Origin of the sequence: Mycobacterium sp. (assembly GCF_039583805.1) — a bacterium.
Taxonomy (GTDB): domain Bacteria; phylum Actinomycetota; class Actinomycetes; order Mycobacteriales; family Mycobacteriaceae; genus Mycobacterium.
The window spans coordinates 30,774-45,943 of the sequence record NZ_JAVKSH010000002.1; the positions used below are offsets into that span (position 1 = coordinate 30,774).

The 15,170-nt window shown below is 69.0% G+C and carries 7 protein-coding genes; all 7 read right to left on the reverse strand.

Translation table 11 applies throughout. The annotated features are described in order from the left end of the window. Positions 1-364 precede the first annotated feature (364 nt). The 7 genes from ABDW21_RS00405 to zomB all read right to left on the reverse strand — a co-directional run bounded on the left by ABDW21_RS00405 (position 365) and on the right by zomB (position 15,133). Positions 365-1,918 carry an acyl-CoA carboxylase subunit beta gene (locus ABDW21_RS00405; protein WP_343600553.1) on the reverse strand — a complete coding sequence of 518 codons (1,554 nt, stop codon included), beginning with the start codon at positions 1,916-1,918 and terminating at the stop codon, positions 365-367. Further along, entirely contained in the window at positions 1,915-7,290 is a 5,376-nt protein-coding gene (gene pks13, locus ABDW21_RS00410) for a polyketide synthase Pks13 (protein ID WP_343709910.1), read from the reverse strand. The genes ABDW21_RS00405 and pks13 overlap by 4 nt, the downstream gene beginning before the upstream one ends. 5 nt (positions 7,291-7,295) lie before the next feature. Next, positions 7,296-9,185, reverse strand: a complete 1,890-nt coding sequence (gene fadD32, locus ABDW21_RS00415) for a long-chain-fatty-acid--AMP ligase FadD32 (protein WP_343709911.1) — start codon at positions 9,183-9,185, stop codon at positions 7,296-7,298. A 269-nt stretch (positions 9,186-9,454) separates the two neighbouring features. After that, a complete protein-coding gene (locus ABDW21_RS00420) occupies positions 9,455-10,477 on the reverse strand; it encodes a cutinase family protein (protein WP_343709912.1) in 1,023 nt (340 codons plus the stop codon). Positions 10,478-10,663: 186 nt separating this feature from the next. After that, complete coding sequence (locus ABDW21_RS00425) at positions 10,664-11,551, reverse strand: alpha/beta hydrolase family protein (RefSeq protein WP_343600557.1); 888 nt, start codon at positions 11,549-11,551, stop codon at positions 10,664-10,666. A gap of 177 nt (positions 11,552-11,728) precedes the next feature. After that, positions 11,729-12,814 (reverse strand): diacylglycerol acyltransferase/mycolyltransferase Ag85A, encoded by a 1,086-nt coding sequence (gene ag85A / locus ABDW21_RS00430; RefSeq protein WP_343600558.1) that lies wholly within the window; start codon positions 12,812-12,814, stop codon positions 11,729-11,731. A 360-nt stretch (positions 12,815-13,174) separates the two neighbouring features. After that, positions 13,175-15,133 carry a flagellar motor control protein ZomB gene (zomB, locus tag ABDW21_RS00435; protein ID WP_343709922.1) on the reverse strand — a complete coding sequence of 653 codons (1,959 nt, stop codon included), beginning with the start codon at positions 15,131-15,133 and terminating at the stop codon, positions 13,175-13,177. Positions 15,134-15,170 lie beyond the last annotated feature (37 nt).

The window sequence follows — 15,170 nt, forward strand, 5'->3', positions numbered from 1 at the left end:
CACCGGAAAATCTGTCGAGTGTGCGGTTTCGTACGCGACACGCCGGCGTTGGCGTAGCAAACCGCACACTCGACGAATAGCTCTGCTCGACGCGAGCGCCGACCAGGGCGTTTGCGCAATTTTCGAGTGAGCCGGGCACCTCCGGTGCCGACCGGCGCAGCGACACTTGAGTGACAACCAACGCGACGTGGCCGCCCCACGATATGCAATGAATTGAGCCGAGTCGGATTCAGGCTATTTCACGGGTTGGATGCAGCAAGGGGCCGCCGGGGATTCAAGACCGCCCATCCCGCCGCGGCACCCCGACGCGAAGGGCCCTTCCGCGATCGGCAAAGCGGGCGCCGACCACGTCGGTTGGTGATAGCTACACCGGGATCAGGCCGTGCTTGCGGCCGAGGCGCCACCACACTTGCTTGTCGCGCAACAGGTGCATCGACTTGCGCAGTAGCAGCCGGGTGTCGTGCGGTTCGATGACCGCGTCGATGAAACCCCGCTCGGCGGCGATCCACGGAATCGCCATGTTGAGGTTGTAGTTCTCGATGAAGCTCTTCTTGATCGCCTGCGCCTCCGGCGCATTCGGGTCCGGAAAGCGTTTCATCAGTAGTTGCGCGGCACCTTCGGCGCCGATCACCGCGATGCGCGCGGTGGGCCAGGCGAGGTTCAGGTCGGCGGACAGCTGCTTGGAGCCCATCACCGCGTACGCCCCGCCGTAGGACTTACGGATGGTGAGCGTCACCTTCGGCACCTCGGCCTCGACGACCGCGTACAGGAAACGCCCGCCGCGCTTGATGATCCCGTTCTTCTCCTGCTCCACTCCGGGCAGGAATCCGGGCGTGTCCACGACGAACACCAGCGGGAGGTGAAACGAATCGCAGAACCGGACGAACCGCGCCGCCTTGTCCGAGGCCTCGTTGTCGATCGCGCCCGACAGGTGCATCGGCTGGTTGGCCACCACGCCGACCGCGTGCCCGTCGATCCGGGCGAACCCGGTGATCATGGCCTGCCCGGCCTGTGACGCGACGTCGAGGAAATCGCCGTCGTCGAAGATGCGCAGCAAGATCTCGTGCATGTCGTAGGCCATATTGTCGGAATCCGGCACGATCGTGTCGAGTTCCAGGTCGTGCGGCGTGATCTGCGGCTCCAGACCGGGATTGACGACCGGCGGGTCGTCGAAGCAGTTCGCCGGCACGAACGACAAAAAGTCGCGCACGTACTGGAAAGCCTCCGCCTCGGAGTCGACGACCTGGTGGATGTTGCCGTAGCGGGCCTGGTGGTCGGCGCCCCCGAGCTCGTCGAGGCTGACATCCTCGCCGGTGACGTCCTTGATGACGTCGGGTCCGGTGACGAACATGTAGCCCTGGTCGCGCACCGCCACCACCGTATCGGTCTGGATCGGCGAATATACCGCTCCCCCAGCGCATTTGCCGAGAATGACGGAGACCTGCGGAACGATACCGCTCAACAGTTCGTGACGGCGGCCCAACTCCGCGTACCAGGCCAGCGAGGTGACCGCGTCCTGGATCCGGGCGCCGCCGGAGTCGTTGATGCCGACGATCGGGCAGGCCACCTTCGCGCACCACTCCATCAGGTGGGCGACCTTGCGGCCGAACATCTCTCCGACGCTGCCGCCGAACACGGTCTGGTCGTGGGAGAACACTCCGACCGGCCGCCCGTTGATGGTGCCGTGGCCGGTGACGACGCCGTCGCCGTAGAGCGCGCCCGGGTCGCCCGGGTTGCGCGCCAATGCCCCGGTCTCCAGGAAACTGCCCGGGTCGACGAGCTCGTGGACGCGGGCGCGGGCGCTGGGGAGACCCTTCCTGTCGCGTCGGGCTATCGCCTTCGCGTCGCCGGGTTCCCTTGCCAGTTGCAGTTTTTCGCGCAGTTCGGCCAGGCTTTCGGCGGTGGTCTTCGAGGTCACGTGTGCGCCTTCTGCTCAGCATCGATCCTGGCATCGATCGTGGTCAGGACCTGGGTCATGTGCGCGCCGACCTTGGCGATGATCGGCTCGTCGATGGCCTGGATGTGCTCGCCGCCGATGTGCACGACCTCCAGATCGGCGACGAACTCGCCCCAGCCGCCGTCGGGTTTACGGACGGCGTAGCGCGGCTCGAACATGATCGCGTCGTCGTGGTAACGGTCGGCCATGTAGAGCGTCACATGCCCGTCGTAGGGCTGGATCTGCACGGTGTCCAAGGCCCGGTTGTCCAGATACGACGTCCGCTGATGCTCGACGATGCCGGCCGGGATCTGCGCCCCGCTCTGCTTGACCGCCTCCAGCACGAAGCGGACCTGGCCCTCGTCGTCGAGCTTTTCGAGCTCCTCATAGGGAATCGCGGGAATCGAGACGTTGAACGTCTTTTCGGCGAAGCGAGCGTAGCGGTCCCAGCGTTTGCGGATCTCCTCGCTGGTCTGCGGGATCTCCTCTGCGGGGCGCACCGTGTCGATCAGGCCCACGAACGGCACGTCGCAACCCAGTCGCTTCAACCCCACCGCACACGCGTACGCCAGGGCGCCGCCGAGCGACCAGCCGGCCAGGATGAACGGCCCGTCACCCTGCATCTGCACCAGCCTGGGCAGGTAGATCGCGGCGCGTTCTTCGATGGAGCCCTCGACCCGCTCGAAGCCGTACATCGGGGTGTCCGGCGGCAGGCGGTCCAGCAGCGGCTCGTAGACCACCGTCGACCCGCCGGCCGGATGGAACACGAATACCGGAACCCGCGACGCGCCTTCGGGTCTGGCCCGCAGTGTCCGCACGAAACCGTCGACCTGCCCGGCCTCCAGGTACTCGCGGACCTTCTCGGCCAGCTCCTCGATGTTCGCGGCTGCCTTCACGTCGTCGGCGCTGATCGGTCCGGCGGCACGTTCGGAAAGCCGTTGCGCCATCTTGGCGACTGCGTCGTCGTCGAGCCCCGGCAGCGGTGTGAAGATGCCGCCCGGTGACTTGCCGGTGACGATCGCCCACGTCGCGAATGTGACCCGCTCGGCGGCGTCGCGCGGCGGCACATCGGAATTGAGCGCCTCGGCGACCGCCCGCTGGTTGAGCGCCCGTGCCGCGGCAGTCAGGTTCGGCTCGTCGGCCGCGGCGGGCGGGCCGGCCGGGTCGGTCGGCGGCGGCGGAACGGCCGCATCGGACGCCGGTGACACCGCCCCCGGCGCCGGCGACGCCGCCTCCGGCTCGGTCGACGCCGCAGGCTCGGGCGGCTCCGGCAAGGGCTGGTCGACCGCCGGCGGCGACTCGCCGCCGAGTACTTCGGCCGCTACCTTGGCGATCTCCTCGGCGCTCTGCGTCTGCTGGTAGTCGTGCAGCTGCTCTACCTCGTCGCGGTGCTCGATCGCGTAGACGATCAGCTGCTCGACGTTGTAGAGGTTGGCGTCACGGACCGCCTGCAACTGGATCGGCGGCATGTCGAAGTCGTACTCGACGCGGTTCTTGATCCGCACCGCCATCATCGAGTCCAGGCCCAGCTCCATCAGCGGAACCTCCCACGGCAGGTCCTCGGGCGCGTAGCCCATCGCCGTCGACACGATCATGCCCAGCCGCTGGCCAACGGTTTCACCGGAATCCGGCGACCACTTCTCGAAGGTGACCCCGGTTCGCCGGGTGAGGCTGTCGTGCACGATGTCGGCGTCGTCGGGTTCTGGCTCGGGCTCGACGGGTGCGGTCACGGTGGTCGTCGGGGTTGCCGTCGCCGCGCCGACGGCAACCGGCAGTCCCGCGACACCGGCCTGACCCGCCCGCGCGACCAGGGCGTCGTAGACCAGCGTGAAGGATTCGCCGATGCGCGCGTGCACCTGCACGGACGCGCCGCCGGGGTGGCGGGTCAGCGTCGTCACCAGCCGGGCGTCGTCGGCGGGCACCGCCCGCTGCTCGGCGGCCGTCAGCTGTGCATCTGGAAGTATCTGCTCCGCAGCGGCTTTCACCAAAGCAGCCAGCTCGGGGTTGCCGCCGCGCGGCGCCCACTCCCAGACGTGCCGGCCGTCCGGAAGCGCGACGTGAGTGCCCGGCACCAGCACCGAACCGTCGCCGGAGAAGTGCACGTCGAGCCAGTACTCCTTGCGGTGGAACCGGGTCGGCGGAATGTTCGCGTAGTCCTCCGGGCCGACAGCGCGGGTGAACAGCGTGCGGATGTCCAGGTCGTGGCCGCAGACGAAAAGCTGCGCCATCGCCGCGGTCATCGAGTCGACGTCGTCCTGTTTGCGGGCCAGCGTCGGAATCAGCTGTGCATCAGGCAATCCCGCCGCAGCTGTGGTCAAGCCCACCTGCACCAGCGCAACCGGGTTGGGCGCCAACTCCACAAAGGTCATGTAACCGGCCTCGACGGCGTTGCTGATGCCCTGGGTGAAGCGGACCGAATGTCGCAGGCCCTTCATCCAGTACGCGACGTCGTGGATCGGCTCGCCGCCGGGCCGGATGTAGCTGCCCTCGTGCACCGTGGAGAAGTAGCCGGTGGTCAGCGGCATCGGCGCAATGCCGGCGAGCTCGGCCGCGAGCTCACCCAGCAGCGGGTCCATCTGCGAGGTGTGGCTGGCGCCCTTGGTCGCGAACTTGCGGGCGAAGCGGCCCTCTTCTTCGCAGCGGGCGATGATCGCATCCACCTGCTCGGGCGGGCCGCCGATCACGGTCTGGGTCGGTGCGGCGTAGACGCACACCTCCAGGTCCGGGAAATCCGAGAAAACCGTGCGGATTTCGTCGGCGGAGTATTCCACCAGCGCCATCAGCCGGATGTACTCGCCGAACAGCATCGCCTCACCCTCGCCCATCAAATGGGCCCGCGAGCAGATCGTGCGGGTGGCGTCCGCCAGCGACAGCCCGCCGGCGAAGTAGGCCGCCGCCGCCTCGCCCAGTGACTGGCCGATGACCGCGGCGGGCCGGGCACCGTGATGGCGCAACAACTCACCCAGCGCGACCTGGATGGCGAAGATCACCACCTGGGTGGTCTCGATGCCGTAGTCCTGCGAGTCGTCGAGAATCATTTCCAGGATCGAATAGCCGCGCTCGTCCTGGATCAACGCGTCGCACCTGTCGATCCACTCGGCGAAGACCGCGTTGCGCAGGTACAGGTCCTTGCCCATCTTGCGGTGCTGGGCTCCGAAGCCGGCGAGCACCCACACCGGGCCGGACGCCACCGGCCCGTCGGCGCTGTAGACGGTGGGGCTCTGCTTGCCGGCGGCCACCGCGCGCAGCCCGCTGATCGCCTCGTCGTGGTCGCGGGCCAGCACCACCGCCCGGGAGCGGCCGTGGTTGCGCCGCGACAGCGCCCGGCCGATCGACTCCAGCGACGACGCCCGGCCTTCCTCGGTCTCCATCCAGTCGGCCAGCTCGGCGGCGGCGGCCTTCTTGCGTGACGTCAGGAACGCCGACACGGCCAGCGGCACGATTGGTGCCGGAACCTCTTGTGCCGCAAGCTCTTCGGTTGCGATCGCCTTGAGCCGCAACGCCTCCTCGGTGACGCCGGGCAGGTCCGGTTCCACAGCGGCAGCGCCCGCGGCAATGCCCTCACCTTGGACGAACTCGCCGTACTCGTCGAACCGCACCCCGCCGGCGTGCTCGGCCTGCGTGTCCGCAGCGGTCGTGTCCCCAGCGGTCGTGTCCCCAGCGGTCGTGTCCCCAGGGGGCTCCGGTTCGCGCGTCTGCGTTTCCGCCTTTTCCACGACATCGCGCGGCAGCACCTCGCGCAGCACCACATGCGCGTTGGCGCCGCCGAAGCCGAAGCTGGACACCCCGGCGATCGCGTACCCGCTGTAGCGGGGCCAGTCGGCCACCGTGTCCAAGACGCGTAGGCGCGCGGCGTCGAAGTCGATGTAGGGGCTGGGCCCGGCGTAGTTGATCGACGGCGGCAGCGTGCCGTGCTGCAGCGCCAGCACCATCTTGGCCAGGCTGGCCACCCCGGCAGCCGATTCCAGGTGCCCGATGTTGGTTTTGATCGCGCCCAGCAGAGCCGGCTTGTCGGCGGGACGGCCCCGGCCGACCACGCGGCCCAGAGCCTGCGCTTCGATGGGGTCGCCGAGGGCGGTTCCGGTGCCGTGCGCCTCGATGTAGTCGACGCTGCGTGGGTTGATGCCGGCGTCCTTGTACGCCCGGCGCAACACGTCGGCCTGGGCGTCCGGGTTGGGCGCGATCAGCCCGTTGGAGCGGCCGTCGTGGTTGACTGCGCTGCCGGCGATCACCGCCAGGATCATGTCGCCGTCGCGGCGGGCGTCGTCGACCCGTTTGAGCACCAGCATGCCGCCGCCCTCGGAGCGGGTGTAGCCGTCAGCGTCGGCGGAGAACGACTTGATTCGGCCGTCCGGTGCGAGCACGGCGCCGATCTCGTCGAACCCCAGCGTCACCGCCGGGGTGATCAGCGCGTTGACCCCGCCGGCGACGGCGACGTCGCACTCGCCGCTGCGCAGCGCCGCCACCGCCTGATGCGTCGCCACCAGGGAACTCGAGCAGGCGGTGTCCACCGCCACCGACGGGCCACGGAAGTCGAAGAAGTACGACACCCGGTTGGCGACGATCGAGCTCGCCGTACCGGTGATGGCATAGGGGTGCGCGGCGGTCGGGTCGGACATCACCAGGAAGCCGTAGTCGTTGACCGAGGTGCCGACGAAAACCCCGACGGCTTCGCCGCGCAGGCTCGACGCCGGGATCCGGGCGTTCTCCAGCGCCTCCCAGGTCAGCTCCAGCGTCATCCTTTGTTGCGGGTCGATGTTGTCGGCTTCGGTCTTCGACAGCGCGAAGAACTCGGCGTCGAAACCCTTGATGTCGCTCAGGTAGCCACCGCGGGTGCGGGCCTTGGCCACCCGCTCGGCCATCCGCCGCTCCTCGGTGAACTCCGACCAGCGGCCCTCGGGCAGGTCGGTGATCGCGTCACGACCCTCCAGCAGCGCCCGCCAGGTTTCCTCGGGGGTGTTCATGTCGCCCGGGAACCGGGTGGCCAGCCCCACCACGGCGATGTCGACCCGTTCGGTCGGGCCGGGGCGAGACCAGTCGGCGTCGTCGTCATCCTCGTGCAATGGATCACCTTCGACGATCCAGGTGGCCAACGATTCGATGGTCGGATGCTCGAACGCGGCCGCGATCGACACCGTGACACCGGTGCGGTCTTCGATGTCGGCGGCCATCGCCACCGCGTCGCGCGACGACAGGCCCAGCTCCACCATCGGCGTCGCGTCGTCGACGGCATCCGGCGCCTGGCCGGTCGCCCGGGCGACCCAGTTGCGCAGCCACTGCCGCACCTCGGCGACCGTCATGTCGGTGCGCGCAGACGTCGCAGCTGCGCCGGAGTCGATGTCGGTGTCAGTCATCCCGATCAGACCGCCTCGTCCGGGAAAACATTCGGGGACGCGGCGCCGCTGCGCAGGCTGCCGTCGAGATAGGCGGCACGGCAGGCGCGGCGACCGATCTTGCCGCTCGACGTCCTCGGGATCGACCCGGCCTGCACCAGCAGCACATCGCGGGCCGTCACCCCGTGCCGGACGGCGATGGCCGCCCGGATGTCGTCGGCGATCGGCCCCGGGTCGAGCTTGTGCGTGCCGGCGGCGCGCTCGCCGACGATCACCAGCTGCTCGGAGGTGTCCTCCGGGTCGTACTTCAGGCCCGCATGCGGGTTGTCGAACACTTCCGACGGCAACTGGTTGGCCGGTACCGAGAACGCGGCGACGTAGCCCACCCGCACCGCGCGGTTCGATTCCTGGGCCGAGTACTCCAGATCCTGCGGGTAGTGGTTGCGCCCGTCGATGATGACGAGATCCTTGACCCGGCCGGTGATGTAGAGGTGACCGTCGTGGTAGGTGCCGTAGTCACCGGTGCGAACCCACAGCCCGTCGTCGGGGGCGCCGTCGGCATGCGACGGGTTGGTGCGGGACTTGAGGATGTTCTTGAAGGTCTCGGTGGACTCGTCCTCTTTGTTCCAGTAGCCGGTGCCCATGTTGTTGCCGTGCAGCCAGACCTCGCCGATCTGGCCGTCGGGAACCTCGGTGGCCGACTCCGCGTCGACGATCACCGCCCACTCGTCGACGCCGATCAGCCCGGCGGAGGCCTGCGCGACGGCGTTCGGCGAATCGCCGGGCACCTCCACGAACCGGTGATTGTTCAGCTCGTCCCGGTCGACGTGGATGATCTTGGGTTTGGCGTCCATCGGCGTGGTGGAGACGAACAGGGTCGCCTCGGCCAGGCCGTAGGACGGTTTGATCGCCTCCTCCCGAAAACCGTACGGCGCGAACGCCTGGTTGAACTTGCGCAGCGACGCCGCCGACACCGGCTCGCTGCCGTTGAGCAGCGCCTTCACATTGCTCAGGTCCAGCGGCGGCTCACCGTCTTTGGGCAGGCCGCGGGCCGCGGCGTGCTCGAACGCGAAATTCGGTGCGGCGGAGATGGTTCCGCCGGTCTCACCTTCCTTGCGGGCGAGTTCGCGGATCCAGCGGCCGGGCCGGCGCACGAAGGCGGCCGGCGTCATGAAGGTGCACTGGTAGCCGATCACCGACGACAACATGATGGTGATCAGGCCCATGTCGTGGAAGAACGGCAGCCAGGTGACGCCGCGGTCGCCCTCTTGGCCCTCCAGCGCGTGGATCACCTGAACCACATTGGTGGGCAGGTTCAGATGGCTGATCTGCACCCCCGCCGGGGCGCGGGTGGAGCCCGAGGTGTACTGCAGGTACGCGATGGAGTCCGCGTCGACGGGCACCATCTCCCAGGTGGCACCGACCTCCGCCGGCACCGCGTCGACGGCGATGACGCGCGGCCGTTCCCCGGCCGGCCGGTTGCGGATGAACTTGCGGACGCCCTCGGCGGAATCGGCGGTGGTCAGGATCGTCGACGGGGCGCAGTCGTCGAGCACCGCATGCAGGCGGCCGACGTGACCCGGCTCTGCTGGGTCGAACAGCGGCACCGCGATCCGGCCGGCGTACAGGGTGCCGAACAACGCCACCAGGTAGGCCAGGTTCTGCGGGCACAGAATCGCAATCCGGTCCCCCGGCTGGGTGACCTGCTGCAGCCGGGCCCCCAACGCCCGGTTGCGGGTGCCGAACTCCGACCAGGAGATGTCTCGTACCACGCCGTCACGTTCGGTGGAGAAGTCCACAAACCGGTACGCGAGCTTGTCGCCGCGCACCGCCGCCCAGCGTTCGACGGTCTTGACCAGGTTGGCGTTGTCGGGGAACGTGATCTTGCCGTTCACGATGAACGGGTTGTGGTACATACCATTCTCCTGTCACAACACATCTCGGCCCGCTACGTCTGTGGTCGGCTACGTCTGTGGTCGGCTACGTCTGTGCGGCTCGCCGGGCCGTCGCAGCCGACCCGACGCGCCCCGCGGGATGCCGCAAACCCCCAGATGGTACCGAGGCCCATGCGCAAATGGGCAGCACGTCGACGCGAAATACCAACCGCAATGCATCTTAACGATCTCTTAATGTTAAGGGGTCAGCCGCTCCGGACCAAATCCGAAAGCGCCGCGTGTCGCGCCGCTCAGCGGTGTCGGGGATGTGGTGCGTCGGCGATGACATTCCGCGCCCAGTTCAGGGTCCACTGGGTTGCCGACTCCCCGTCCAGGCTCCAGAACTGGGTGGTCGCATACATGGCGTGCACCGGCTGGCCGGCGCCCCCGGCCAGGGCGTCCAGCGTCTTGGGCAGGTTCGCGATGTTGAACGCATCCCGGGGTGCGGCGCAGATCAGGTCACCGGGAGCGCAGATCTCGTTGGTCCGGTCGTCGAGCGCCCCGAACCCGCCCGCGCGCGCACCGGTCATCGCGAGCCCGAGCCCGGACAGCACAGGCACCTCGTGCAGGGTGATCTCCGCGCCCTCCCCGGGCGGGTTGGGGCCGATGTCCTTGCCCACCCCGTCCTGGCGGCGGCCGTCGGCGATCAGTGTCACGCCCAGAACCAGATCCGCGTCGACCGGTCCGCGCCCGTTGCCGATGTCGCTGGCGATATCCCCCGCGATCACCGCGCCCTGGGAGAAGCCGATCAGTACGTAACTGGTCAGCGGGCACCTGTCGTTCATGTCGGTCATCGCCTTGAGCGTCGCGCGGGTTCCCTCGGCCCGGCTGTCGTTGTAGGACATCTGCTGGTCGGCGCTCAGCGGATTGTGGAACTGCGCGGTGTAGGGGACCGTGTACACCTCGACCCGGCTGGAGTCGAACTGCTCGGAGATCGGTTGGGTGATGTCGCGCAGCAGCGCGTTCGGGAACTCCGCCGGGTGCAACGGGTTGTCGGTGAGCGACGACTCCCACGTTCCCGGCACGGCGATCAGTTGCACGTCGGGGCAGCTGGCGTCCTGGAAGGCCGGGCGGGGTTTCGTCGGCCGCGCCGGAGCGCTGGTCGGCGGTACGACGCCGGGCGGCACCGCGGTGGGCGGCAGTTCAGGCCTGCGCAGGATGACAACCGCCGCCCAGATGACCAACGCCACGACCAGCGCGACCACCCCGGCGGCGGCCAACGCGAGGACGCGGTGGCGCTTGCGCCGGGACTTACCAGCCTTGTTGGCAGCCATGTCTCCTGCTCACAGAGTCGATCGGGAAGGGTCGGTCGGGAAGGGTCGGTCGGGAAGGGTCGGCCGGGAAGGGTCGTCCGCAGAAACCGGCGGCCGGGCCGCTACGTCTGCCGCACGCCTTCACGGTACCGGTTCCCGGCAGCGGCGCCGGCCCCCGAGCGGGGCCAGCCGATCCGGGCCGGCGGGCTACCGGATCGCGCCGACGACGTCACCGGACATCGCGCCCAGCTGCGACGCCCACGACCCCCAGCCGTTGTCCCCGCCGGCCGGGAAATCGAAATGCCCGTTGTGTCCCCCGACGCTGCGGTACTGCTGGTAGAAGAACCGGCTGTTGCCCATGGCCTGGTCGGCTTGGCCGATCATGGCGGCATCATCGCCGGGCGCCCCGAATCCCGGGCTGTAAACCCAGATCCGGCTGTTGTTCTGCGCCAGCAGCGACGCGTGGACATAGGGGTCGTGGAACTTCCACCGGCCCAGCTGCGGCGCACCCCACATCCCGTAGCTGTCCACGCCGCCGTACTGCGCCATGCCGGCCGTGATCGCACCGTTCGTGATGGTGTTCGAGGGGTAGAGGAACCCCGACAGCGAGCCCGCGTAACCGAACCGGTCGGGGTGGAAGCAGGCCAGCGCCATCGCGGCGTATCCGCCCTGCGACGCCCCGACCACGGCGTGCCCGCCCGGCGCCAGCCCCTTGTTGGCGGCCAGCCAATCCGGCAGCTCGCTGGACAGGAAGGTGTCCCACTGCTTGCTGCCGTCCCGCTCCCAGTCGGTGTACATGCTGAACGCGCCGCCCGCGGGAGCGGCCACCGAGATGCCCTTGCCGGCCAGGGTGTTCATGGCGTTGCCCGCGGTCACCCAGTTGCTGACGTCGGGCCCGCCGTTGAACGCGTCCAGCAGGTAGACCGCGTGCGGTCCACCACCCAGGAACGCGACCGGGATGTCGCGGCCCATGGCCCCGGACGGGACCATCAGCGTCTCGTAGCTCGCGGCGTGCGCGGTGGCGCCGACGGCTCCCAGGCCCAGTGTCAGGACGGCCGTCCACATGATTCGCAGCAGCATCGACAGGCCCCTCATGCTCAACCTCTCTTGTGTGTCGACTCGTGTATCGACTCGTGTATCGCTTCGCGAGCACCGCACCCCCGTCCCGCAAGGTAGTGAATCACAGAAGGCGCGCCGGGATGGGCGGAATGACCGACGGCGGCGACCTGTCGAGGTCGCCGCCGTCGGCTGTAGGTTCTGCGTTGCGCCTGCCTAGGCGCCGCCGTTGCCCTGCGCACCTGTCACGGTGCCCCCGCTGGCCGCGGTGCTCTGGCCGGCCGGGCTGGCCGCGGCGCTGCTGCTGCCGGTGTCGGCCGACGCGCCCAGGACGCGCTGCAGGTCGGGCTTCATCGCCTGCAGCTGCGCACCCCAGTACTCCCAGCTGTGGGTGCCGCTGTCCGGGAAGTTGAAGACGGCGTTGTGCCCACCAGCAGCGGTGTAGGCGTCCTGGAACTTGATGTTGCTGGTCCGCACGAAGCCCTCCAGGAACTTCGCCGGCAGGTTGTCGCCGCCCAGTTCCGACGGCTTGCCGTTGCCGCAGTAGTCCCAGATGCGGGTGTTGTTGGCCACCAGCGTCCCGATGTTGAGCATCGGGTCGTTGCGCTGCCACGCCGGGTCCTCCTTGGGGCCCCACATGTCCTGCGCCTTGTAGCCGCCGGCGTCGCCCATCGCCAGGCCGATCAGCGACGGCCCCATCCCCTGGGAGGGGTCGAGCAGGCCCGACATCGTGCCGGCGTACACGAACTGGTCAGGGTGGTAGGTCGCCAGCGTCAGCGCCGACGACCCCGCCATCGACAGGCCGACGGCGGCGCTGCCGGTCGGCTTGACCTGGTAGTTCGCCTGCAGGTACTGCGGCAGCTCGCTGGTCAGGAAGGTCTCCCACTTGTAGGTCTGGCAGCCGGCTTTCCCGCAGGCCGGGCTGTACCAGTCGGTGTAGAAGCTGGACTGCCCGCCGACCGGCATGATCACCGAGAGACCCGACTGGTAGTACCACTCGAACGCCTGGGTGTTGATGTCCCAGCCGTTGTAGTCGTCCTGCGCGCGCAGGCCGTCGAGCAGGTAGACCGCCGGCGAGTTGTTGCCGCCGCTCTGGAACTGAATCTTGATGTCGCGGCCCATCGCCGCGGAGGGCACCTGCAGGTACTCGACAGGCAGACCGGGCCGGGAGAACGCCCCGGCGGTCGCGGTCTCGCCGGCAACGCCGATCATCCCTGGCACCAGGGCCGCACCGACGGCCCCTAACACGAGTCGGCGCGGCATCACCTTCGCGGCACCGCGCAACCTGTCGACAAGCTTCATTCTTGTTTTCCTCATCCTTTGTCGGGCCCACCTTCATTTGGGTCGGACTTCATGCTTCGCGTCACCCGACGCGCCCTCACGAGCAGGAGATCCCACCCCGGGCTGATTCGTCGTCGGGCCGGCCACAGTGCACAGCCACGCCCGCGTAGTCAACCACATCCGCGGGCGACGGCGCGCCTCGCGGGCCGTCGATCCGCACCGCGGGCGACCCGATCAGCGCCTGCCACACCCCACCGAACGCCCGCGGCGTCAGTGTGCTCATTCAGGTCTATGTGCTGCTGAAAGCAGATCTGATCGATTGCTGACGAGGTGTCCGAACGCGGACTTGCCGACGGTGAGCGGGGTGACAAAAAATTTTCGTCACGGCCCGGTAGCCGGCATGCCGGTGTAGGGCGGTCCGCCCCCCTCCGGCATCTCCAGGCCGCAGCGCAGGAGCTCGTAGCGCGGGACCCGGTCGATGCGGTACCGGGTGAACTGGTAGGCATGCAGCACGTTGGAGACGAACCGGTGCACAGTCATCGGCCCGCGAACGGAATTGAGCACCGCCTGGGTCGCCGGGCAGCGCAGCGCCGCCTCGGCCTGTGCCACCCACCGCGCGTCGAGGTAGCCCGGGACACCGGGATACCACGTGACCCACGGCCCGTCGGCGATCACCCAGTCCGGGAAGAGGTTCTTGTCGTGTCCGATCCGGCTGTGCTGCACGCGCGCGGTGTGCGCAGCCAACGGATTGGCCAGGCCGATCTGGTCGAGCACCCGCACATCCAGGCCGACATTCATGCCCACCATGCCGAGGTTGGTGAAGAACACCGCGTGCGGGCCCCTAAGGGGTGTGCCGACGGGGGGTGTGCCGGCGTGGGGTGCGCGGGCGTCGCGCCCACCGGCGGGCGCCGGCGGGGACTTGAGCGCCGGGACGAGGTCCCACTGGTTGTAGTTGCCCGACGGCAGCAGCAGGGCGCCCTCCGGGGTGTTGTTGAGCGCCACCAGGATCGCCCGCATCCGCGGATAGTCGAGGTAGTCGGCGGCCGTCAGCGGATGCGCGTGCCCGGTGGCCTGCGCGTAGAACCGCCGCTCGTCGACAATCCCCGAGTAGGTGACGCGGGTGGCGTCGTCACCCATGCCGGGCGAGGTGGCCGCCCACAGCGACCAGCCCGCGACGGCCAGCCAGAGCACGCTGACCGCCGCCGACAGCCAGTATCCGGCCTCCCGCGCGAATCTGGTGCCGTCGGGAAAGACCACCGGCGCCACCGCCACCGGTGCCAGCATGCAGAACAGCGGCGCCAGCAGAACCCGGCCGTGCATGAAATCACCGCCTTGGCGGATCCAGTACAACCCCTGCAGCAATCCGCCCACGACGATGACGACCACGACGGCCGCGGGGCTTTGCGCCAGGCGAGCAAGCCGGCGGGCTCCGGTCGGCGGCCGGGAGCGCGTCGGGTGCCGGCGGCCGGGTGCTATCGACAGCGTCAGACCCAGCGCCGGCAGCAGCAGCGCGGGGATCCACAGCGCGTAGGGTCGGTTGAAGTTCGCCAGGTAGATCAGGCCCTGCGACCACTTGTCGCCGGCCGCGTCCTTGGCCAGCGCGGTCCCGGGGACCAGCAGCGCGTAGTAGCCCATCCGGAACACCTGATAGGCCACCGGGAGCAGCCCGCCGGCCACCACGATCAGCACCCGCCGTCGCCAGCCCGTCGCGGCGACCAGCATGATGATCAGCGCCGGTCCTCCGACCAGCGCCAAGTCCGGGCGCACCAGCACGCTGCAGCCGGCCACGAAGGCCAGCACCCCGGTGAACACCCGACCCGACGGCCGGGTTGTGGGCGCCTGCGACCAGCACACCATCATCCACCAGAGCAGCCCCAGGTAGGCCAGCACCAGGCCGTTCTCCAGGCCGGAGGTGGCGAAGTCGCGTGCCGTCGGCAGCGCGATGTACACCAGCGCACCGGCCGGCAGCAGCACCGCGCGCCGCGCCACCAGACCGGGCGCGTACAGCCGGGCGGCGCCCAGCATGACCAGCGCGACGCCCAGCACGCTCAGCACCAGCGCGAAGGCCAGCGCGACGTACTCCATGCGCATGGGCCCGGCCAGCCAACTGCCCGCATACATCAGGTAGGTCCACATCGCCGAGGTGTTGGCCTCCACCCGCTCGCCCTGGTTGAACACCGGCCCGTTGCCGGCCAGCAGGTTACGCACGGTGCGCAGCACGATCAGGCCGTCGTCGGCGGTCCAGCGTCGCTGCCAGGCGCCCCACCCGAACAGCGCAGCGACGACGACGACGCTGATCCACAGGCTGATCCGGACCGTGGCGTGGTAGCGGAACGCCACCAGGCCCGGCGGGCCGGCCTGGGTTTGGCGGGTTTTC

Bases quoted from the DNA above. Each gene is read 5' to 3' on its own strand.
- pks13 (WP_343709910.1), bottom strand. From the start codon at position 7,290: ATGACTGACACCGACATCGACTCCGGCGCAGCTGCGACGTCTGCGCGC.
- fadD32 (WP_343709911.1), bottom strand. From the start codon at position 9,185: ATGTACCACAACCCGTTCATCGTGAACGGCAAGATCACGTTCCCCGAC.
- ABDW21_RS00420 (WP_343709912.1), bottom strand. From the start codon at position 10,477: ATGGCTGCCAACAAGGCTGGTAAGTCCCGGCGCAAGCGCCACCGCGTC.
- ABDW21_RS00425 (WP_343600557.1), bottom strand. From the start codon at position 11,551: ATGAGGGGCCTGTCGATGCTGCTGCGAATCATGTGGACGGCCGTCCTG.
- ag85A (WP_343600558.1), bottom strand. From the start codon at position 12,814: ATGAAGCTTGTCGACAGGTTGCGCGGTGCCGCGAAGGTGATGCCGCGC.